Annotated in this window: 21 protein-coding genes; 12 read left to right on the top strand and 9 right to left on the bottom strand. The window is 56.3% G+C overall.

Annotated elements, in window-relative coordinates:
* Positions 1–44 precede the first annotated feature (44 nt).
* The 7 genes from nei to M8370_RS10925 form a co-directional block, all read right to left on the bottom strand.
* Positions 45–836, bottom strand: coding sequence for an endonuclease VIII (nei, locus tag M8370_RS10955; RefSeq protein WP_045295377.1), 792 nt, complete (start codon positions 834–836; stop codon positions 45–47).
* A gap of 19 nt (positions 837–855) precedes the next feature.
* On the bottom strand, positions 856–1,593 hold the full coding sequence (pxpA, locus tag M8370_RS10950; protein ID WP_058661453.1) for a 5-oxoprolinase subunit PxpA: 738 nt from the start codon (positions 1,591–1,593) through the stop codon (positions 856–858).
* Positions 1,580–2,512 (bottom strand): 5-oxoprolinase subunit PxpC, encoded by a 933-nt coding sequence (gene pxpC / locus M8370_RS10945; RefSeq protein WP_013097548.1) that lies wholly within the window; start codon positions 2,510–2,512, stop codon positions 1,580–1,582. The genes pxpA and pxpC overlap by 14 nt, the downstream gene beginning before the upstream one ends.
* Positions 2,506–3,162: a 5-oxoprolinase subunit PxpB gene (gene pxpB / locus M8370_RS10940; protein WP_013097549.1), complete on the bottom strand. Its 657-nt coding sequence runs from the start codon at positions 3,160–3,162 to the stop codon at positions 2,506–2,508. The genes pxpC and pxpB overlap by 7 nt, the downstream gene beginning before the upstream one ends.
* Before the next feature lie 14 nt (positions 3,163–3,176).
* Positions 3,177–3,920: a type 2 GTP cyclohydrolase I gene (locus tag M8370_RS10935; protein ID WP_023621132.1), complete on the bottom strand. Its 744-nt coding sequence runs from the start codon at positions 3,918–3,920 to the stop codon at positions 3,177–3,179.
* Positions 3,921–3,930: 10 nt separating this feature from the next.
* On the bottom strand, positions 3,931–5,343 hold the full coding sequence (gene phrB, locus M8370_RS10930; RefSeq protein ID WP_250020998.1) for a deoxyribodipyrimidine photo-lyase: 1,413 nt from the start codon (positions 5,341–5,343) through the stop codon (positions 3,931–3,933).
* 235 nt (positions 5,344–5,578) lie between these two features.
* Entirely contained in the window at positions 5,579–5,785 is a 207-nt protein-coding gene (locus M8370_RS10925) for a YbfA family protein (protein ID WP_013097552.1), read from the bottom strand.
* A gap of 309 nt (positions 5,786–6,094) precedes the next feature.
* Between M8370_RS10925 and kdpF the strand changes: the two genes are divergently transcribed.
* From kdpF to potE, 9 genes are all read left to right on the top strand, one after another.
* Entirely contained in the window at positions 6,095–6,184 is a 90-nt protein-coding gene (gene kdpF, locus M8370_RS10920; RefSeq protein ID WP_014069365.1) for a K(+)-transporting ATPase subunit F, read from the top strand.
* Positions 6,184–7,863, top strand: a complete 1,680-nt coding sequence (gene kdpA, locus M8370_RS10915) for a potassium-transporting ATPase subunit KdpA (protein WP_250020997.1) — start codon at positions 6,184–6,186, stop codon at positions 7,861–7,863. The genes kdpF and kdpA overlap by 1 nt, the downstream gene beginning before the upstream one ends.
* A gap of 17 nt (positions 7,864–7,880) precedes the next feature.
* Positions 7,881–9,929: a potassium-transporting ATPase subunit KdpB gene (gene kdpB, locus M8370_RS10910; RefSeq protein ID WP_057071714.1), complete on the top strand. Its 2,049-nt coding sequence runs from the start codon at positions 7,881–7,883 to the stop codon at positions 9,927–9,929.
* Positions 9,930–9,941: 12 nt separating this feature from the next.
* Positions 9,942–10,517: a potassium-transporting ATPase subunit KdpC gene (gene kdpC, locus M8370_RS10905; RefSeq protein WP_250020995.1), complete on the top strand. Its 576-nt coding sequence runs from the start codon at positions 9,942–9,944 to the stop codon at positions 10,515–10,517.
* Complete coding sequence (gene kdpD, locus M8370_RS10900; RefSeq protein WP_250020993.1) at positions 10,518–13,205, top strand: two-component system sensor histidine kinase KdpD; 2,688 nt, start codon at positions 10,518–10,520, stop codon at positions 13,203–13,205.
* Positions 13,202–13,879 (top strand): two-component system response regulator KdpE, encoded by a 678-nt coding sequence (gene kdpE / locus M8370_RS10895; protein WP_013097557.1) that lies wholly within the window; start codon positions 13,202–13,204, stop codon positions 13,877–13,879. The genes kdpD and kdpE overlap by 4 nt, the downstream gene beginning before the upstream one ends.
* A gap of 279 nt (positions 13,880–14,158) precedes the next feature.
* Entirely contained in the window at positions 14,159–14,263 is a 105-nt protein-coding gene (gene speFL, locus M8370_RS10890) for a leader peptide SpeFL (protein ID WP_003858645.1), read from the top strand.
* A gap of 256 nt (positions 14,264–14,519) precedes the next feature.
* Positions 14,520–16,718 carry an ornithine decarboxylase SpeF gene (gene speF / locus M8370_RS10885; RefSeq protein ID WP_029883013.1) on the top strand — a complete coding sequence of 733 codons (2,199 nt, stop codon included), beginning with the start codon at positions 14,520–14,522 and terminating at the stop codon, positions 16,716–16,718.
* Entirely contained in the window at positions 16,715–18,028 is a 1,314-nt protein-coding gene (gene potE / locus M8370_RS10880) for a putrescine-ornithine antiporter (protein WP_013097559.1), read from the top strand. The genes speF and potE overlap by 4 nt, the downstream gene beginning before the upstream one ends.
* A 96-nt stretch (positions 18,029–18,124) precedes the next feature.
* Here the strand turns inward: potE and pgm are convergent, their stop codons facing one another.
* Positions 18,125–19,765, bottom strand: a complete 1,641-nt coding sequence (gene pgm / locus M8370_RS10875) for a phosphoglucomutase (alpha-D-glucose-1,6-bisphosphate-dependent) (protein ID WP_020684950.1) — start codon at positions 19,763–19,765, stop codon at positions 18,125–18,127.
* Between the two features lie 24 nt (positions 19,766–19,789).
* Entirely contained in the window at positions 19,790–20,338 is a 549-nt protein-coding gene (seqA, locus tag M8370_RS10870) for a replication initiation negative regulator SeqA (protein WP_023621116.1), read from the bottom strand.
* Positions 20,339–20,521: 183 nt separating this feature from the next.
* Here seqA and ybfF point away from each other — a divergent pair, with 183 nt between their 5' ends.
* The 3 genes from ybfF to fldA all read left to right on the top strand — a co-directional run bounded on the left by ybfF (position 20,522) and on the right by fldA (position 22,397).
* On the top strand, positions 20,522–21,295 hold the full coding sequence (ybfF, locus tag M8370_RS10865) for an esterase (protein ID WP_250020991.1): 774 nt from the start codon (positions 20,522–20,524) through the stop codon (positions 21,293–21,295).
* A gap of 128 nt (positions 21,296–21,423) precedes the next feature.
* Positions 21,424–21,711: a LexA regulated protein gene (gene ybfE, locus M8370_RS10860; RefSeq protein ID WP_013097563.1), complete on the top strand. Its 288-nt coding sequence runs from the start codon at positions 21,424–21,426 to the stop codon at positions 21,709–21,711.
* 155 nt (positions 21,712–21,866) lie between these two features.
* Entirely contained in the window at positions 21,867–22,397 is a 531-nt protein-coding gene (gene fldA / locus M8370_RS10855) for a flavodoxin FldA (RefSeq protein ID WP_008501067.1), read from the top strand.
* Positions 22,398–22,420: the final 23 nt, after the last annotated feature.

The following is a 22,420-nucleotide window of genomic DNA, read 5'->3' as shown; positions in this document are numbered from 1 at the left end:
TGAAAACATTAAAAACGGTAACCTGAGGGTTACCGTTTTACTTTTTACCTCTGGCACCCGGGACACCAGTAAAACGGTCGTGAAGAGAGCGTTGTCTTCTCAATCACCCCACCGCACCGCTCGCACCTCTTCCCCGCCCGATGAAACACCTTAAAGCGGAACAGCGCCCCGTGATGCTTGTTGTCATCTACCACGCCGCGGGTGTTGTACGATAGCCGCGGAATATCCAGCAGCGCGTGAGAGAGCATTTCCAGCTGGTCATCGCTCAACTGCGACGCTTTATGCTGTGGTGCCAGCCCGACCTCCCAGAGAATTTCGACGCGAAGGTAATTGCCTAATCCGGCCAGGAACGCCTGATCGAGCAGTAGCCCGGAAAATTGCCGGTTGCGGAATTTAGGGGATAACAGGCGGGCTTTGACATCGTTCGCCGTCAGACGCATATCCAGCACGTCCGGCCCGACCCGCTGTAAGAACGGGTGCGTAAGCAGTTGCTCCGGCGTTAACATTTCGATATCAGACGCGCTATACAGCAAAATCGCTTTATCCGCGGTTTGCAGCCTGACGCGCAGCACACGGGTGGTTTGCGGCTGCTCGTTGGCGTTAACCACCCGCCAGACGCCATAAAGCTGGTTGTGGCTGTATAACGTCAGGTTATGGGAGAAATGCGTGAGTAACGCCTTTCCCCGTGTTTCGATGTGGGTCACCGTTTGTCCCACCAGCGGTGCTTCAAACGGCTTCAGTTGAGGAAAAGCAAACCAGACGTCCGTCAGGGGTTTGCCTTTTATCGCCGCCTCGAGGCTATCCGCAGCGCGGCGGATCTCCGGGCCTTCTGGCATCTCTTTATCCTTATGATTTTCAGGCGCTGACGAGGATCCCCTGCTCTGCAAACGCCGCCCGTAAGCGGCGGGCAAACTGCAGCGCGTGCTCGCCATCACCGTGTAAGCATATTGTGTCAGCCTGAACGCTGGCCGTTGTACCCTCGACCGTTGTTACTGTTCCCTCGCGCACCATCTGAAGGGTCTGCGCCAGCGCCAGAGACTCATCGGTGATCAGCGCGTTGGGCCGGGAACGGGGAACCAGGGTTCCGTCGGGCTGATAGCCTCGGTCGGCAAAAACTTCCTGGCGGGTGGTTAACCCCAGACGCTGACCGGCGCGAATCAGCTCGCTCCCCGCCAGGCCAACCAGGATCAGTTGTGGGTTGCAATCGAACACCGCCCGGGCGATGGCCTCTGCCAGCGCGGGGTCGTTCGCCGCCTGATTATAGAGCATGCCGTGCGGCTTCACGTGGCGCAGCGCGCCCTGCTGCGAACGCACAATCGCCTCGAGCGCGCCAATCTGGTAAAGCGTCTGGGCGTAGACCGTCTCGGGCGGGAGATCCATCGCCGTGCGGCCAAAATTCTCCCGGTCAGGGAAGCTCGGATGCGCCCCTATCGCAACACCATTTTTGATGGCGTTGCGCACGCTCGCCAGCATCGTTTGGGCATCACCCGCGTGAAAACCGCAGGCGATATTCACCGAGGTGACCAGGGTCATCAGTTCAGCGTCGGCGCTGCCGCCCTCGCCCAGATCGGCGTTTAAATCAATCTTTACCATCAAGCCTCCACGCCAGTTGTTCCAGATAACGCTGCTGGTCCTGCCGCGCCTTCAGCGCCTCCTCCAGGGAGCATTGCACGAAGTGAATCGGCTGTCCGAGAGGGATTTGCGCCAGATGGTAGCGATCGGCCTCAATAATGCAGGCGATACGCGGGTAACCGCCCGTGGTCTGTGCATCGTTCATCAACACAATCGGTTGACCGTTACCCGGTACCTGAATGACGCCGGGCAACAGACCGTGTGAAAGCAGCTCGCGGTCCGTCGTACGGGTCAGCGGCTGCCCCTGAAGACGATACCCCATGCGGTTACTCTGCGGGCTAATCTTCCACGGCGAGCGCCAGAAAGACTCCTGAGACACCTCATCAAATTCCTGATACTCCGGCCCCGGCAGGGCGCGGATCTGGTTTCCCCACAGGAGCTGTTTTACACCCTGCGCGGTTGAAAAGTGCCGCGTTGACGGTTTTATCGCCAGACGATCGCCATCGCGCAACAATCGTCCTTCGTGGCCGCCAATTCCGGCTTTCTGATCGGTACTGGATGAGCCCAGCACCTCCGGCACGTCAATCCCACCGGCAACGGCAAGATAACTGCGAACCCCATGCTGAGGTCGCTTAAGCGTTAAACGCTGTCCGGCTTTTGCCCGCAGCCGCCAGCCGGTCCAGACCGCTTTGCCATCAAGCGTGGCATCGCACCCGGCGCCGGTTAACGCAAACCAGGTCTCCTGACTAAATTCAATGACACACTGCCCCAGCGTAATTTCGAGCGCAGCCGTATTGCCGGGATTGCCCACCAGCACGTTGGCAATCTCCAGTGCTGGCCTGTCCAGCGCGCCACAGTAGCTCACGCCAGACTGGCGCATGCCAAAGCGACCCGCATCCTGAACAGAGGTGTAAAGCCCGGCGCGAATAAGCGTTAACATACCCCCTCCTTCTGCGGAATAAAGCGAAGGGTGTCGCCAGGACGCAGGAGGACCGGCGAGTCCAGGCCCGGTTCAAATAACGGCATAGACGTGTGTCCGATGAGCTGCCAGCCCCCCGGCGACGCCAGCGGATAAATGCCCGTCTGTTCGCCGCCAATCGCGACGGTACCCGCCGGCACGCTCAGGCGCGGCTCAGCGCGACGTGGCGTATGCAGTGCCGAAGGGAGTCCGCCCAGATACGGGAAGCCCGGCTGGAATCCCAAAAACCAGACCACATAATCAACAGAGGCGTGCAGCTCAACGACCTGTTTTTCGGTTAGCCCACTGTGTTCAGCCACCACGCCAAGATCGGGTCCCCCTGTGCCCCCATACACCACCGGGATCTCAATCGTGCGGGATTCCGGCTCCAGCGCTTCGCTCTCCTCCCACCAGCGCTGTAAACGTTCAATGGCATCCAGTGCCAGCGTATGCGGATTACGCAGCACCACGGTGATGTTATTCATCCCCGGGATCGCTTCAACCACCTCCGGCACATCCACCAGACGCTGCGTTAACCGCCAGATACGCTTTTGGGTAGCAAGGGTGACGGGCGGCTCCAGCTCCAGCACCACCGCCGTTTCCCCCAGAAGATAACAACGCGCTCGCTGCACTCAGGTACCTCTCATCAGGCCGGGTTAGGGATATCAATAAAGGTGACATCCAGATCGGTATTTTCGGTCAGCCATTCGCTCAGGGCGCGAATGCCGCCGCGCTCGGTGGCGTGGTGACCTGCCGCGTAAAAATGCAGCCCCTGTTCACGGGCTGAATGGATGGTCTGCTCGGAGACTTCCCCGGTAATAAAGGCATCAACACCAAAACGCGCGGCGCTATCGATAAAGCCCTGACCGCCACCGGTGCACCAGGCGACACGCTTCACCGTATCCGGGCCGGTATCGCCGCTCCACAGCGGACGGCGGCCCAGACGAGCTTCAATCCAGGAGGCCAGCTCAAGACCCGGTACCGGCATCGACAGCTCGCCCCACGGTACCAGCGGCTCAATTTCACCCATCACGGTGATCCCTAACAGCTGCGCGAGCTGGACGTTGTTGCCAAGCTCGGGATGAGCGTCCAGCGGCAGGTGATAGCCATAGAGGTTGATATCATTCGCCAGCAACGTTTTCAGTCGGTTGCGCTTCATGCCGCGAACGATCGGTGATTCGTTCTTCCAGAAATAGCCGTGATGGACGATGACCGCATCGGCCTCCTGACGCACGGCTTCATCCAGCAACGCCTGACTGGCGGTCACACCGGTGATAATTTTTTGCACCGTGTCGCGCCCTTCAACCTGTAACCCGTTCGGGCCGTAGTCGCTGAAGGCACTGCTGTTCAGTTTTTCGTTGATCAGACTTTCCAGTTCGGTATTTTTCATCATGACTCTCTTACGCTTTGCGGGCCGCTTCGTACGCCGCCAGCGTGGCGACGCGTGCCTGTTTATGTTCAACAATCGGACGAGGATAATCGAGCGTTACGCCCTGTTTGTCCGCCCATGCCCACGGGTCGTGGATCGCCTTAGCGGGAACCGCTTTCAGCGCAGGCAACCAGTGGCGGATAAACGTCCCGTCCGCATCAAATTTTTGTCCCTGCGTGGTGGGATTAAAAATCCGGAAGTAAGGTGCCGCATCGGTTCCGGTCGAGGCCGCCCATTGCCAGCCGCCGTTATTCGCCGCGAGATCGCCATCGATCAGCTGAGAAATAAAATACCGCTCCCCGACACGCCAGTCGATAAGCAGATCTTTCACCAGGAAGCTGGCGGTAATCATCCGCAGGCGGTTATGCATCCATCCGGTTTCATTCAGCTGGCGCATCGCGGCGTCCACAATCGGGTAGCCGGTTTCACCCTTTTGCCAGGCCTGCAGCAGCATCTCGTTTTGCTGCCACTGCACATTTTCGGTCCAGCGAATGAAAGGACGATGTTTACATAATTCAGGGTGATACGTCATCAGATGACGGTAGAATTCGCGCCAGATAAGCTCGTTAAGCCATACCGAGCCAGCGCCCCCCTCCAGCGCCTGGGGCTGCTCTGCCAGAAGACGGTGTAAACACTGGCGCGGAGAAAGCACGCCCAGCGCTAAACAGGCCGACAACCGGCTGGTACCTTCAATGGCGGGGAAATCCCGGCGTGCCTCGTAAGCGGCCGCCCCCGTTTTGCAGAACTGGCGCAGCTGCGCGATTGCCGCTTTTTCATCAGCCGGGAATAAAGAGTGGTCATACGCCTGTTGCGGATAGTCAAACGTCAGTTCAGGCAGGTCGTTTACACACTCCCCTCGCGCAGACGGCGCGGCAACACACTCCGGCAACGCCTCTTTCAGCCGTTTGATAAATGCATTTTTAAACGGCGTAAAGACCTTATACATCTCGCGACTGCCGGTCATCACGCTGCCCGGCGCCAGCATGACGCTGTCATCAAATCCCTGACACTCTACATTCCCGAGGATGCGCTCAAGCTCGCGATCGCGCTGCTGTTCATTGAATTCGTACTGGTAGTTGTAAAAAAGATGCGTAACGTCGTTCTGCTGACTCACCTCCTGTACCGCGCTGAGCTGAGCGGTAAAATCGCTGACCTGTTTGTAAATCAACGGAATGCCTTTTTCCGCCAGCGAACGTTGCAGGGCATTCAGATGCGAACAGAGATAAGCGGCTTGTCGGGGGGCCATATCATGCTGCTGCCACTGTCCGGGAGTAGCGATAAACAGTGCCAGCACGCGGGCGTGTTCAGAGCGACAGGCTGCCGCCAGGGCGATGTTGTCATGCAGGCGCAGATCCGCGCGAAACCAAACCAGATGGGTGGGCATAAAACTCCAGGCAATTGTCCATTATGTCCGTAAGGGCATGCCGTAAAACGAAAAAGGCACGCATTGAACTACTTTGCCATGAAGTGTAGACAGGATGAAATAAGGTAGTGGCTGTTGATGACTCAGAATAAGAAGATATGCCTGAAAACCACCCAACGAACCGCGAATCCGGAGGGACAAAAAAACCGCCACATTGCTGTAGGCGGTTTGTTTATTGCTGTGTGTAGTCTTTTTATTAGTAGAAATCACAGGTCGCTTTTTCGGCCTGATCCATCCATACCGGCTTCTCGCTGGTTTTTGCCCAGACGCGGTGCAGATAGCTGTAAAAACGTGCGCGATCTTTCCAGAACAACATCACCGGCAGGGCCAGCACGCCAGCCACTACGGCGAAAGCGCGACGCATGAACACGATATGAGCCGGATACTCTTTATAAAGATCCATATTTTTCTCCCCTGTAGTTGGCCGGAAACTGACTCCGGAAAATTCAAAAACTGTGACCTGGATAAAATAATATCGCTTTGTTTGTAATTTTACTACTCATCCGACCACTTATTTTTATCCGTTTAGCCAAAATTTACATTCACACCGTAATTAAGTTACAAAAAAGTTAACGATTTACTTATCAATAGTTAAATTGTGGGCTTTGCCATTTTTATACTTTTTTTACACCCCTCGTCCTGATTTTTGCGAAATCTTTGCGCCATAAATCCTACCGTTAGCACAAATACAAATGTCACCCGGAGGTGGATTGTGAGTGCAGGCCTTATTGCCGGCATCGTGCTGGTATTCCTGTTATTGGGTTATCTGGTTTATGCCCTGATTAATGCGGAGGCATTCTGATGGCTGCTCAGGCGTTTTTGCTTATTGCCAGTTTTTTAGGGGTGTTGTTCCTGCTGGCAAGACCGCTGGGAACAGTGCTGGCAAGGATGATTAACAACGTGGCGCTGCCGGTGGCAGGTCGCGTTGAAAAAGGGATCTGGCGCGTTCTGGACATTCGGGAGGGGGAAATGAACTGGCGCCAGTATCTGATGGCGATCCTGCTGCTGAATATTGTCGGCCTCATCGTCCTCTTCAGCATGCTGATGCTGCAGGGGAGCTTACCGCTCAATCCGCAGCAGTTGCCGGGTCTGTCCTGGCATCTGGCGCTGAACACGGCAGTCAGCTTTGTCACTAACACCAACTGGCAGTCCTATGCCGGGGAAACCACGCTGAGCTACTTTAGCCAGATGGCCGGGTTAACCGTGCAAAACTTCCTCTCTGCTGCCACCGGCATTGCGGTGATCTTCGCGCTCACGCGTGCCTTTGCGCGTCAAAATATCAGCACGCTGGGCAACGCATGGGTCGATCTGACACGCATCACGCTGTGGATACTGCTCCCTGTTGCCCTCATTATCGCGCTGTTCTTTATTCAGCAAGGTACCCTGCAAAACCTGCTGCCTTACGCGCCGTATACCTCTCTGGAAGGGGCAAAACAGCTTTTGCCTATGGGGCCGGTGGCCTCGCAGGAAGCCATTAAGATGCTCGGGACTAACGGCGGTGGCTTCTTCAACGCCAACTCGTCGCATCCGTTTGAAAACCCAACAGCGCTGACCAACTTTGTCGAAATGCTGGCGATCTTCCTGATCCCCGCCGCGCTCTGTTTTGCCTTTGGCGATGTGGTCAACGACCGCCGTCAGGGACGCACCCTTCTGTGGACCATGTCTCTGATCTTCGTGGTCTGCGTCGCGCTGGTGATGTGGGCGGAATGGAAAGGTAATCCGCATTTCCTGACGCTGGGCGCTGACAGCGCGATCAACATGGAAGGGAAAGAGAGTCGCTTTGGCATCCTGTCCAGCAGTTTGTTTGCCGTGGTTACCACCGCAGCCTCGTGCGGGGCGGTTAACGCCATGCATGACTCCTTTACGGCACTGGGTGGCATGATCCCAATGTGGCTGATGCAGATTGGCGAAGTGGTGTTTGGCGGCGTGGGCTCTGGTCTTTACGGCATGCTGCTGTTTGTGCTGCTGGCGGTGTTTATCGCCGGTCTGATGATTGGCCGTACCCCGGAATACCTGGGCAAAAAAATCGACGTCCGGGAAATGAAATTAACCGCGCTGGCCATTCTGGTCACGCCTGCCCTCGTGCTGCTCGGCACCGCGCTGGCACTGATGACCGAAGCCGGCCGCAGCGGCATCTTTAACCCGGGTATCCATGGCTTTAGTGAAGTGCTCTACGCCGTCTCGTCTGCGGCGAACAACAACGGCAGCGCCTTTGCAGGCTTAAGTGCCAACTCGCCTTTCTGGAACTGTCTGCTGGCATTCTGCATGTTTGTCGGCCGCTTCGGCGTGATTGTGCCGGTGATGGCCATCGCCGGATCGCTGGTAAATAAAAAAATCCAACCGACCACCACCGGCACATTACCGACACACGGTGCGCTGTTTATTGGCCTGCTGACCGGCACCGTGTTGCTGGTAGGCGCCCTGACCTTTATCCCCGCCCTCGCGTTAGGCCCGGTCGCGGAAACCCTCTCTTTACGCTGATTTTGCGGAGAATTGTCATGAGTCGTAAACAACTGGCCCTGTTCGAACCGTCGTTAGTTCGTCAGGCCCTCATGGATGCGGTGAAAAAGCTGAGCCCGCGCGTACAGTGGCACAACCCGGTGATGTTTATCGTCTGGGCAGGCAGCGTGCTGACTACCGTCCTGGCGCTTGCCATGGGAACGGGTCACCTCCCGGGCAACGCCATGTTCACCGGAGCCATCAGCCTGTGGCTGTGGTTTACCGTGCTGTTTGCCAACTTTGCCGAGGCGCTGGCGGAAGGCCGCAGTAAAGCGCAGGCCAACAGCCTGAAAGGGGTAAAAAAGACCGCCTTCGCACGTAAATTACGTGAGCCAAAATACGGCGCGCAGATGGACCACGTGCCGGCAGATGAGCTGCGTAAAGGCGATGTGGTGCTGGTGGAAGCCGGTGACATCATCCCCTGTGATGGCGAAGTCATTGAAGGGGGCGCCTCGGTAGACGAGAGCGCCATTACCGGGGAATCCGCGCCGGTCATTCGTGAATCTGGCGGTGACTTCGCCTCGGTCACGGGCGGGACGCGTATTCTCTCCGACTGGCTGGTGATCCAGTGCAGCGTCAACCCGGGTGAAACCTTCCTCGACCGGATGATCGCCATGGTAGAAGGCGCGCAGCGTCGTAAAACACCCAACGAAATTGCCCTCACCATTCTGCTGGTGGCGCTGACCATCGTCTTCCTGTTGGCTACCGCCACGCTGTGGCCCTTCTCCAGCTACGCGGGCACCGCGGTCAGCATCACCGTGCTGGTGGCGCTGCTGGTCTGCCTGATCCCAACCACCATCGGCGGCCTGCTCTCCGCTATTGGTGTGGCGGGTATGAGCCGCATGCTGGGCGCGAACGTTATCGCCACCAGCGGACGCGCCGTAGAGGCCGCCGGTGACGTGGATGTGCTGCTGCTGGATAAAACCGGGACCATCACCCTCGGCAACCGCCAGGCCTCCGAGTTTTTACCTGCCCCGGGCGTGGATGAAAAAACGCTGGCCGATGCCGCCCAGCTCTCGTCTCTTGCCGATGAAACGCCGGAAGGCCGCAGCATCGTTATTCTGGCGAAACAGCGCTTTAATCTGCGCCAGCGTGATGTGCAGAGCCTGCACGCCACTTTTGTCCCCTTCACGGCACAAACCCGAATGAGCGGTATCAACATTCAGGAGCGCATGATCCGTAAAGGTTCCGTTGATGCCATTCGTCGCCACATTGAAGCCAACAACGGCCATTTTCCACCGGAAGTGGACAATCTGGTTGAGAGCGTTGCTCGCCAGGGGGCCACACCGCTGGTCGTAGCCGAAGGGGCGAATGTGCTGGGGGTGATTGCGCTGAAGGACATCGTCAAAGGCGGCATTAAAGAGCGTTTCGCCCAGTTGCGTAAAATGGGGATTAAAACGGTGATGATCACCGGGGATAACCGGCTGACTGCCGCCGCGATTGCCGCAGAAGCGGGCGTGGATGATTTCCTCTCGGAAGCCACACCGGAAGCCAAGCTGGCGTTGATCCGTCAGTACCAGGCGGAAGGTCGTCTGGTCGCGATGACCGGTGACGGCACCAACGACGCCCCTGCCCTCGCACAGGCCGACGTGGCGGTGGCGATGAACTCCGGTACCCAGGCGGCAAAAGAGGCGGGCAACATGGTCGACCTTGACTCTAACCCGACCAAGCTGATTGAAGTGGTGCATATCGGTAAACAGATGCTGATGACGCGCGGGTCATTGACCACGTTCAGTATCGCCAATGACGTGGCGAAGTATTTCGCCATTATTCCCGCGGCGTTCGCGGCCACCTATCCGCAGCTAAACGCGCTGAACGTGATGCATCTGCACTCCCCGTCTTCGGCCATTCTCAGTGCGGTGATTTTCAACGCCCTGATTATTGTCTTCCTGATCCCGCTGGCGCTGAAAGGGGTGAGCTATAAACCGCTGACGGCTGCTGCCATGCTGCGCCGTAACCTGTGGATTTACGGGCTGGGCGGGCTGCTGGTGCCCTTTATCGGGATTAAAGCTATCGACCTGCTGTTAACGCTGTTCGGGCTGGTTTAAAAGGTGAATCAAATGACGATGTTACGTCCCGCTATACTTCTGTTTATTCTGCTGTCTCTCATTACCGGTGGGCTTTACCCGCTGCTGACCACCGCGCTGGGCCAGTGGTGGTTCAAGGATCAGGCCAATGGCTCGCTGATCATACAGCAGGGTGAAAACCCCGGCTCCCGCCTGATTGGTCAAAACTTTACGGACGCCCGGTACTTTCAGGGACGCCCTTCCGCTACCGCCGATAGCCCGTATAATCCGATGGCATCCGGCGGGAGCAACCTGGCGGGCAGTAATCCTGAACTGAACAAAGCCATCGCTGAGCGTGTGGCGGCCCTGCGCAGCGCCAACCCGCAGGCCAGCCGGGAGATTCCAGTGGAACTGGTGACCGCCTCCGCCAGTGGGCTGGACTACAGCCTGACGCCTGAAGCGGTGGCCTGGCAGATACCGCGCGTCGCCGCTGCCCGTCATCTGAGCGTCGAGCAGGTCAGCCAGCTGGTGGCAGCGCACACGCAAAAGCCGCTGGTCAGTTTCATTGGCATGCCGGTAGTAAATATTGTTGAGCTGAATCTGGCGCTGGACGCGCTAAGGAATAACTAAATGACCGACGAGCCCTTGCGCCCGGATCCTGACAGGCTGCTGGAACAGACAGCTGAAGCCCATCGCGGCAAGCTGAAAATTTTCTTCGGTGCCTGCGCGGGCGTCGGGAAAACCTTCGCCATGCTGACAGAAGCTCAGCGGCTTCGGGCTCAGGGGCTCGATATTCTGATCGGCGTGGTGGAAACCCACGGCCGTAAAGAGACCGCGGCGTTGTTAAAGGGGCTGGCCACGCAGCCTCCTCGCCGTATCAGCCATCGTGGCAGGCTGGTGACGGAGTTTGATCTCGACGCCGCCCTCGCCCGCCGCCCCGCCCTTATTCTGATGGACGAACTGGCGCACAGCAATGCGCCAGGCTCGCGCCACCCCAAACGCTGGCAGGACGTAGAAGAGTTACTTGAAGCCGGGATTGACGTCTTCACTACGGTGAATGTTCAGCATCTTGAAAGCCTGAACGACGTGGTCAGCGGCGTGACCGGCATTCAGGTGCGCGAAACGGTGCCGGATCCGTTCTTTGACTCCGCTGATGAAGTGGTGCTGGTGGACCTGCCGCCAGACGATCTGCGCCAGCGCCTGCATGAAGGGAAAGTCTATATTGCAGGCCAGGCCGAACGCGCTATCGAACACTTCTTTCGTAAAGGCAACCTGATTGCCCTGCGCGAACTGGCCCTGCGCCGCACCGCCGATCGCGTGGATGACCAGATGCGTGCCTGGCGCGATCTGCAAGGACAGGAACGCGTCTGGCATACGCGGGATGCCATCCTGCTGTGCATTGGTCACAGTAGCGGCAATGAAAAGCTTGTCCGTACCGCCGCCCGGCTGGCTGCGAAATTTGGCAGCGTCTGGCACGCGGTCTATGTCGAAACGCCGCAGCTTCACGCCCTGCCAGAAAACCAGCGTCGCGCGATCCTGAGTTCGCTGCGCCTGGCCCAGGAGCTGGGGGCGGAAACCGCGACCCTCTCCGATCCGCAGGAAGATAAAGCCATTCTGCGCTACGCGCGTGAGCACAACCTGGGCAAAATTGTCATTGGCCGTCGCCAGCACCGGCGCTGGTTTAGCCGCGAATCGTTTGCCGACAAGCTGGCCCGGCGTGCACCCGACCTGGATCTGGTGGTCGTGGCGCTGGACGACAAACCCACGCCGTTACCCAACCGTGCGCCAGACAGCCGCACGTTCACCGATAAATGGCGCATCCAGCTTCGCGGTTGCCTTGTCGCCGTCGTGCTTTGCGCCCTGATTACCTTTATTGCCAGCCAGTGGCTGATTGCGTTTGATGCCGCCAACCTGGTGATGATCTACCTGCTCGGCGTGGTGGTGGTGGCGCTCTTTTACGGGCGCTGGCCGTCAGTCCTGGCAACGGTGATTAACGTCATCAGCTTCGATCTCTTCTTTATCGACCCGCGCGGAACGCTTGCCGTCTCGGATGTACAGTACGTCCTCACGTTTGCCGTCATGCTCACCGTCGGGCTGGTGATCGGGAATCTGACGGCAGGCGTTCGCTATCAGGCACGTATCGCCCGCTATCGTGAACAGCGCACCCGACATTTATACGAGATGTCTAAATCGCTGGCGGTAGGCCGCACGCCGCTGGATATCGTCCAGACCAGCGAGCAGTTTATCCGCTCGACATTTAACGCCAGTAACCTGATTTTACTCCCGGATGAGCACGGTAAGCTGCGCCCGCTGACGTCGGCCACGGGCATGACGCCGTGGGATGAGGCCATTGCACGCTGGAGCTTCGATAAAGGGTTACCGGCAGGCGCAGGGACAGACACCCTCCCCGGCGTGCCGTATCAGATCCTGCCGCTGCGCAGTGCGGATAAAAATCAGGGGCTGGTCATCGTCGAGCCTTCTAATCTGCGCCAGCTGATGATCCCCGAGCAGCAGAGGCTGCTCGAGACCTTTACGTTGCTGGTTGCCAGCGCCCTGGAGCGGCTGGCGCTGACGGCCAGCGAAGAACAGGCCCGGCTGGCAAGCGAGCGCGAAAGCATTCGCAACTCGCTGCTGGCAGCGCTCTCACACGATCTTCGCACGCCTCTCACCGTGCTGTTTGGCCAGTCGGAAATTCTGACCCTGGATCTGGCGGCTGAAGGTTCAAAACACGCCCTGCAGGCCAGCGAGATCCGCCAGCACGTGCTGAACACCACGCGGCTGGTGAATAACCTGCTCGATATGGCGCGGATACAGTCTGGCGGGTTCAACCTCAAAAAAGAGTGGCTCACGCTTGAGGAAGTGGTAGGAAGCGCGCTGAAAATGCTGGAGCCCGGTCTCGGTGGACGGCATATCGCCCTGAACATGCCCGATCCCCTGACATTAATTCACGTTGATGGCCCGCTGTTTGAGCGGGTGTTAATTAATCTGCTGGAAAATGCGGGTAAATATGCCGGAGCACACGCGCAAATTGGGGTGAATGCTTCGGTGGAAGATCACACCCTGAGGCTCGACGTCTGGGACACCGGGCCCGGTATTCCTGCCGGGCAGGAAAAAGCGATATTCGAAAAATTCTCACGGGGCAATAAAGAGTCTGCCATTCCGGGGGTTGGTCTGGGTCTGGCGATCTGCCAGGCCATTATTGACGTCCATGGCGGCACCATTTCGGCAGAGAACCGCCCGGAAGGAGGCGCACGTTTTTGTGTTACACTTCCTCTGGACACCCCGCCAGAACTTGATGAATTACCAGAGGATTTGTGATCAACGTCCTGATTGTAGAAGATGAACTCGCCATTAGCCGGTTTCTGCGCGCTGCGCTGGAAGGTGACGGTCTGCGCGTTCATGATGCCGGTACGCTCCAGCGCGGGTTGATTGAAGCCGCTACCCGCAAGCCGGACCTGGTGATCCTCGATCTTGGTTTGCCGGATGGCGACGGTATCGATTTTATTCGCGAGGTGCGCCAGTGGAGCCAGATGCCCATTCTGGTGCTCTCCGCACGCACCGAAGAGTCAGATAAAATCGCCGCGCTGGATGCCGGGGCGGACGACTATCTTATTAAACCTTTTGGGATTGGTGAGTTACAGGCTCGCCTTCGTGTGGCGCTGCGTCGCCACGGTGCCGCCACGCCTGCCGACCCAACGTACACTTTCGGTGATGTGCACGTTGATCTCGCTTCGCGACGTATTGTGCGCGGTGAAGAGGAGATCCATCTCACGCCGATAGAGTTCCGCCTGCTTGCGGTTTTGCTCAACAACCACGGTAAGGTGCTGACCCAACGTCAGCTGCTGGCTCAAGTGTGGGGACCCAACGCCGTGGAACATAGTCACTATTTACGCATATATATGGGCCACCTGCGCCAGAAACTTGAAACCGACCCCGCACGTCCTCGCCATTTATTAACTGAAACCGGTATCGGTTATCGGTTTATGCTTTGAATAACTATTCAATTTTATTTCCAATAAAAACAAACCCACCCACATAATTCCGTTTAAATAAGCCATAAGCGATAATTTTGGCTTATTTTCGCTCATTCAAAACAGAAACAACACAATCCGTTAACGCATCATCAACAAACCAGTGTTTTGATCTGAGATATTCATCGAAAACGAATAATTATTTCTGATTTGATCGGTTAAGGGTGATCTGATTCACAGTTAATCGCTTTTTCCTGGATAAAATGACCATGCTTTCAATTACTGAAAGGAAAATGAAACATGGAAAACAATAATCGCTTGATGCCCCATATAAGGCGGACAACACATATCATGATGTTTGCCCACCGAAACTGCTTTGACTTCCATCTCTTTAATGCCCGGTAGTCCTTCGACTTCTGGCGCACCCGCTTGCAGGTTAACCTGAAAAAACTCTATTTTACAGGCCATTGCCTGTGAAGGCGTGCGTTCATTCAATTTAATTCAGAATTATCCGCAGCCGGGCGGACTGAATCTCATTCCTTAAAAAGCAACTTACTGATTTTTTATCAGCGGCCACACTTTGCTTTTTTTTCCGGACATTATCGATTTCTTTCTAGCGAGAAATCGAGGGACGAATATTGCCTTAAATAAAGAGAGAAAGATGAAAAGTTTAAAAATTGCAGCCAGCCGTGCATGCCCTGATTGCTTTACCACTCACCGTGAACTGGTAGATGTCAGCACCTCTGATTATATTGACGTGGCCGCCATTGTTCTGGCCGTGAGCGATATTTCCAGTGGCACTCTGGAAGAAATAGAAGCTACCGGGTTTGGTATTCCCGTATTTATTGCGACACATAAAGAAGAGTTCATTCCGGCTGAATATTTATCGCGCATCCACGGTGTGTTTGAGTGTTCAGAGACCAGTAACGACTTTTACGGACGTCAACTGGAAGCGGCCGCGCAGAAGTACGAAACCCAGCTACGCCCCCCGTTTTTCCGCGCACTGGTCGACTACGTGAATCAGGGCAACAGCGCATTCGATTGTCCGGGGCATCAGGGTGGGCAATTTTTCCGCCGTCATCCTGCCGGTAATCAATTTGTCGATTTCTTCGGCGAAACGCTTTTCCGCTCCGATCTGTGCAACGCCGACGTGGCCATGGGGGATCTGCTGATCCATGAAGGCGCGCCGTGCATTGCCCAGCAACACGCGGCGAAAGTGTTTAATGCGGATAAAACCTACTTTGTGCTGAACGGTACCTCATCATCCAACAAAGTGGTGCTAAACGCCCTGCTCACCCCCGGCGACTTGGTGCTGTTCGATCGTAATAACCATAAATCCAACCACCACGGAGCCCTGCTTCAGGCGGGTGCCACGCCGGTCTATCTGGAAACGGCGCGCAACCCGTACGGCTTTATTGGTGGCATTGATGCCCACTGCTTTGAGGAGAGCTACCTGCGCGAGCTGGTATCGGAAGTGGCGCCGGGTCGTGCGCGTGACGAACGTCCGTTCCGTCTGGCGGTGATCCAGCTGGGCACCTACGATGGCACCATTTATAACGCCCGCCAGGTCGTCGATAAAATTGGTCACCTGTGCGACTACATCCTGTTCGATTCTGCCTGGGTGGGCTACGAGCAATTTATTCCGATGATGGCCGACTGCTCTCCGCTGCTGCTGGAGCTGAACGAAAACGATCCGGGGATCCTGGTTACCCAGTCAGTCCATAAACAGCAGGCGGGTTTTTCGCAGACCTCGCAAATTCACAAGAAAGACCGCCATATTAAAGGCCAACCGCGCTATGTCCCGCACAAGCGCCTGAATAACGCCTTTATGATGCACGCCTCCACCAGCCCGTTCTACCCCCTGTTTGCCGCACTGGATATCAACGCCCGCATGCACGAGGGGCAGAGTGGCCGCAATATGTGGATGGACTGCGTGGTTACCGGCATTGAAGCACGCAAGCTGATCCTGGAGAACTGCCAGTTTATTCGCCCGTTCGTGCCGGAGCTGGTAGATGGCCGTCCGTGGGAAAGCTGGGACACGGCTGAAATTGCCACCGACCTGCGCTTCTTCCACTTTGTGCCGGGTGAAAACTGGCACGCTTTTGAAGGGTATGCCGAGCATCAATACTTTATCGACCCGTGCAAACTGCTGTTGACCACGCCGGGCATCAACGCCCGTACCGGCGAGTATGAGGATTTCGGCGTGCCCGCCACCATTCTGGCCAACTTCCTGCGTGAAAACAGCATCGTGCCGGAGAAATGCGATCTCAACTCGATCCTGTTCCTGCTGACCCCTGCGGAAGATATGGGCAAGCTGCAGCAGCTGGTGGCACAGTTGGTGCGTTTCGAAAAACTGCTTCAGACCGATGCGCCATTAAAAGAGGTGCTTCCGTCTATCTGTAAGCAATACCCGGAACGCTACGCCGGTTATACCCTGCGCCAGATATGCCAGGAGATGCATGAACTGTACGCCCGCCATAACGTGAAACAGCTGCAAAAAGAGATGTTCCGCAAGTCTCACTTCCCTCGCGTGATGATGAACCCGCAGGACGCAAACTATGCGTATCTGCGTGGTGAGGTTGAACTGGTCTCGCTGCGTGATGCGGAAGGCCGTATTGCCGCCGAAGGCGCCCTGCCTTACCCACCAGGCGTGCTGTGCGTGGTTCCGGGTGAAGTCTGGGGAGGCTCCGTCCTGCGCTACTTTGCCGCGCTGGAAGAGGGTATCAACCTTTTACCGGGCTTCGCACCGGAACTACAGGGTGTGTACGTTGAGGAGTGCGATGGACGCAAACAGGTTCGCTGTAACGTCATCAAACAACCCGCCGCTCAGCCCGCGCTGCTGAAAGGAGAAAAATTATGAGTAAGTCCAACAAGATGGGCGTGGTGCAGCTGACCATCCTCACCATGGTCAACATGATGGGTTCAGGGATTATTATGCTGCCCACCAAACTTGCCGAGGTGGGTACCATTTCGATTATCTCCTGGCTGGTAACCGCGGTCGGCTCCATGGCGCTGGCATGGGCATTTGCCAAATGCGGAATGTTCAGCCGCAAGTCAGGCGGGATGGGCGGCTACGCCGAATACGCCTTCGGCAAATCTGGCAACTTTATGGCTAACTACACCTATGGCGTGTCGCTGCTGATCGCCAACGTGGCGATTGCCATCTCCGCCGTGGGTTACGGTACGGAGCTGTTTGGTGCCACGCTCAGCCCGGTGCAAATTGGGCTGGCGACCATCGGCGTGCTGTGGATCTGCACCGTGGCCAACTTTGGCGGCGCGCGCATCACGGGTCAGTTAAGTAGCATCACCGTCTGGGGCGTGATTATCCCGGTTGTCGGGCTGTGCATCATCGGCTGGTTCTGGTTCAGTCCGACCCTGTACGCGAACTCCTGGAACCCGCACCATGTGCCGTTCTTTTCCGCTGTGGGGTCCTCTATCGCCATGACGCTGTGGGCCTTCCTCGGTCTGGAATCCGCCTGCGCAAACGCGGAAGTGGTAGAGAACCCGGAAAAGAACGTCCCGATTGCCGTTCTTGGCGGAACGCTGGGCGCGGCGGTGATCTATATCGTCTCCACTAACGTTATTGCCGGTATCGTACCGAACATGGATTTGGCTAACTCTACGGCGCCGTTTGGGCTGGCCTTCGCGCAGATGTTCACCCCGGAAGTCGGGAAAGTGATCATGGGGCTGATGGTCATGTCCTGCTGCGGTTCACTCCTCGGCTGGCAGTTCACCATCGCGCAGGTGTTTAAATCTTCGGCTGACGAAGGTTACTTCCCGAAAATCTTCTCCCGCGTGACCAAAGCCGATGCGCCGGTGCAGGGCATGCTGGCCATTGTCATCTTCCAGAGCGGGTTATCGCTGATGACCATTAGCCCATCCCTGAACAGCCAGTTCAACGTGCTGGTCAACCTGGCGGTGGTGACAAATATCATTCCGTATATTCTGTCGATGGCGGCGCTGGTGATCATTCAGAAAGTGGCGAAAGTGGATCCCCGCAAAGCTCGGGCGGCCAATATTGTGGCGCTGATTGGGGCGATTTACAGCTTCTATGCGCTCTACTCATCCGGCCAGGAGGCGATGCTTTATGGTGCGATGGTGACCTTTATGGGCTGGACGCTGTACGGGCTGGTCTCACCGCGGTTTGAATTGAAGAATAAACATAGTTAGGTAAAAGCAAAACGGCAACCCAGGGGTTGCCGTTTTTAGTGTTTTCACCCTCTCCCTGTGGGAGAGGGCCGGGCTGATGCCCTCACCGAACACCACTTACGCGTTTTTCAGCACTTCGCTGACAATCTCTACCGCTTCTTTCTCAATCTGCTGGCGATGCTCAGCGCCGAGGAAGCTTTCACAATAGATTTTGTACGCATCTTCTGTACCGGATGGACGCGCGGCGAACCAGCCATTTTCGGTCATCACTTTCAGACCACCAATAGAGGCACCGTTACCCGGCGCAGCCGTCAGACGTGCCGTAATCGGATCACCGGCCAGCGTGCTGGCACTGACCATCTCCGGAGAGAGTTTAGACAGGGCTGCTTTCTGTGCGGAGGTCGCGCTTGCCTGGATACGGTTGTAGCTCGGTGCACCAAAGCGCGCCGCCAGCTCGTCGTAGTGTTCCTGCGGGTTCTTGCCGGTGACCGCGGTGATCTCCGCCGCCAGCAGACACATGATGATACCGTCTTTGTCGGTTGACCATGGTGTGCCATCGAAACGCAGGAAGGATGCCCCCGCGCTCTCTTCACCACCAAAGCCGAAGCTGCCGTCATGCAGACCATCAACAAACCATTTAAAACCAACCGGCACTTCCACCAGCTTGCGACCCAGCGCGTCAACCACGCGGTCGATCATGGCTGAAGAGACCAGCGTTTTACCTACAGCCACCTCTTTGCCCCACTGCGGGCGGTGCTGGAACAGGTAGTTGATTGCCACAGCCAGGTAGTGGTTTGGGTTCATCAGCCCGGCCGGGGTAACGATACCGTGGCGGTCATAATCCGGGTCGTTGGCGAAGGCGAGATCGAATTTGTCACGCAGTGCCAGCAGGCCTGCCATCGCGCACTCGGAGGAGCAGTCCATACGGATCGCGCCGTCTTTATCAAGGTGCATAAAGCGGAAGGTCTGATCGACGTGATCGTTAACGATGGTCAGATCCAGCTTGTAATGCTCTGCAATGCGTTTCCAGTATTCAATACCGGAGCCGCCCAGCGGATCCACACCCAGCTTCAGGCCGGCTTTCTGGATAGCCGCCATATCGACGATATCCGCCAGCCCTTCCACGAACGGCTGCACCAGATCCTGCTCTTTCACGTGGCCGGACGCCATGGCCGCATCCAGAGAAATACGCTTAACGCCTTTCAGACCATCGGCCATTAAGGCGTTGGCGCGGTCTTCCACCACTTTGGTGACGTTGGTATCTGCCGGGCCACCGTTAGGTGGGTTGTATTTGATACCACCGTCTTCCGGCGGGTTGTGAGAAGGCGTGATAACGATACCGTCAGCCTGTGGGCCACCTTTTTTGTTGTGCACAAGGATAGCGTTAGAGACGGCAGGCGTTGGGGTGAAACCGTTATTTTCCTGCACAATTACATCAACGCCGTTCGCCGCCAGAACTTCCAGCACGGAAATGAATGCCGGTTCAGACAGGGCGTGAGTATCTTTCCCCACGTAGCACGGACCGGTAACACCGTTTTTGGCGCGCTCTTCCGCGATGGCCTGAGCAATGGCCAGAATGTGCGGTTCGTTAAAGCTATGGCGTGCCGCGCTACCGCGATGGCCTGATGTCCCAAACTTCACTGCGTGTTCTGCGTTGCCCACGACCGGTTTCAGCACATAATACTGCGCGGTCAGCTGAGCGACGTTAATCAAATCGCTTTGTTGTGCAGGTTGGCCTGCACGGCTGTGATTTGCCATTACCGGGTCCTTCTGATGCAAGGGTTAAATTGTACCGCAAACCTTTTCAATCAATTCCGCCGGGAACTGCATGGACTGCATGATGTGTTCAACCATGCTGCACTTGCGGCCCGTATTGGTATTGGTGATGACCCAGTACGGTGTGCCAGGGACATGTTTAGGTTTGGTCTGGTTGCCATTTTGCAGCAGCGTCTGCTCGTCGCCCGCGAAATAGACGCGCGTGCGACCGTGCAGCGACTCAGTCGCTTCAGCAAACGCCTTGTTATCCAGTGAATAAAGTGTAGACAGCACCAGCATGAAGCGGTTGACCGCTTTTTTCTGCTCTGCATATTCATCAGACAGCAGCAGCTCGCGCATCGCACGTACTTTGTCTTTCACCTGCACGGCGGCAGGTTTTGCTTGTGCAACAACACTCGGCTGAGACACGACATCTTTAGTGGCTGGGGTAGCAGACGGTGAAGCGGCGGAAATTTTAAGCATACGCCGTAAAATGTCGGACGCGCTCTCCCCGATATGCCGCGTTTGGCTGGCAATAAACTGATAGAGTTCGTCATCAACTTCGATTGTTTTCATCTTAATCCAGTGCGATATCTTATCTGAATACAAGTCGTTGAGATTATAAAGTCAAATCCCAACAGCGGATAGCGTCAAACCAGGTTGGCGGCAAAAGTCAGATTAAACTGGAACCTTGCAGCCGGGCGGCAGAATGGTCAACATAATACCCTAACCTGTCACACCTAAAAAAAGAACTTTGCCATGAAATTGAATACCCGAGCGCAATCTGCACAATCGCCGAACACGAATCCTCCCATCGTACTGGTTCACGGGCTGTTTGGCAGCCTGGATAACCTGGGCGTGCTGGCGCGCGATCTGGTTACCGATCACGATATTTTGCAGGTGGATATGCGAAATCATGGCCTTTCCGGGCGTTCAGAAGAGATGACCTATGCGGCCATGGCGCAGGATCTGCTGGATACGCTGGATGCCAACAATCTCGAGAAAGTGACGTTGATCGGGCATTCAATGGGCGGCAAAGCGGTCATGGCACTGACGGCTCTGGCACCAGAAAGAATAAGTGGCCTGGTGGTCATAGATGTCGCCCCGGTGGATTACCACGTCCGTCGCCATGATGAGATTTTCGCCGCCATCAACGCGGTGACCAACGCTGGCGTCTCGACGCGCCAACAGGCAGCTGTCGTTATGCGTGAGCATCTGGATGAAGAAGAGGTTATCCAGTTTCTGCTGAAATCGTTCGTTGACGGCCAGTGGCGGTTCAACGTGCCGGTGCTGTGGGAGCAGTACGATAACATCGTCGGTTGGGAAACCGTTCCGGCATGGCCGCACCCTACCCTCTTCATTCGTGGCGGCAATTCGCCCTACGTTACCGACGCCTGTCGCGATACCCTGCTGGCGCAATTCCCGCAGGCACGCGCTCATGTCATAGCTGGCGCCGGACATTGGGTTCATGCGGAAAAACCAGACGCCGTCTTACGCGCCATTCGCCGCTATCTGACTGATACGGCAAATTGATTAAAAAGAGAGCGACTGGAAGGCTGCGGGCTTCCAGTCGTTGGCGTGCCGTTTTTGGTGATGTATGATGGCGCGCTTATCGCCCAGGCATTAGCAGGGCGGCGTGTTTCCCCCGAAGTCTCAGAATCATGGCCAAAGAACAAACGGACCGTACGACACTAGATCTGTTCGCGAATGAGCGTCGACCGGGACGACCAAAAACGAATCCGCTTTCGCGCGACGAACAGCTGCGTATTAATAAACGCAACCAGCTTAAACGCGATAAAAATCGTGGGCTTAAGCGTGTCGAACTGAAGCTCAACGCCGACGCTGTCGATGCGCTAAACGAACTGGCTGACGCGCGTAATATCAGCCGCAGCGAGCTGATCGAAGAAATGTTACTCACCCAACTCGAGACCATGCGCAGTAAGGCATAAGTCCGAAAAATCCCTTTATTATCCTTTTCATGTAGCACAGAGTGCAGTCCTGCGCGATAGCTGTTTCCGCAGGGTTGCCTGTTCTGCTATTATTGCCTTTATCCGTGGACAAATTGCGCCACCATACCATTAAGTATCAAGAGGTTATTTTACTCATGGCAATTATCGGCATTTTCTTCGGCAGTGATACCGGCAATACCGAAAATATCGCAAAAAACATTCAGAAACAGCTCGGTAAAGACGTTGCCGATGTGCACGACATCGCCAAGAGCAGCAAAGAAGATCTCGAAGGCTATGACATCCTGCTGCTGGGTATTCCGACCTGGTATTACGGTGAAGCCCAGTGTGACTGGGATGATTTCTTCCCAACGCTGGAAGAGGTGGATTTCAACGGCAAGCTGGTTGCCCTGTTTGGCTGCGGCGACCAGGAAGATTATGCAGAGTACTTCTGTGATGCGCTGGGCACCATCCGCGACATTATTGAGCCAAACGGTGCCGTTATTGTAGGTCACTGGCCTACCGCTGGTTATCACTTCGAAGCGTCTAAAGGTCTGGCAGACGACGATCACTTCGTGGGTCTGGCGATTGACGAAGATCGTCAGCCAGAACTGACCGCCGAGCGCGTTGAAAAATGGGTTAAGCAGATCCGTGAAGAGCTGCACCTGGACGATATTCTTAACGCCTGATGATTCTTGCGGCGCAACGGTGG

The organism is Enterobacter cloacae complex sp. OE43NF (genome assembly GCF_023544405.1).
Classification (GTDB): Bacteria; Pseudomonadota; Gammaproteobacteria; order Enterobacterales; family Enterobacteriaceae; genus Enterobacter; species Enterobacter cloacae.
Note: the sequence above shows the minus strand (reverse complement) of the source record. Positions and strands in the feature narration are given on the sequence as shown.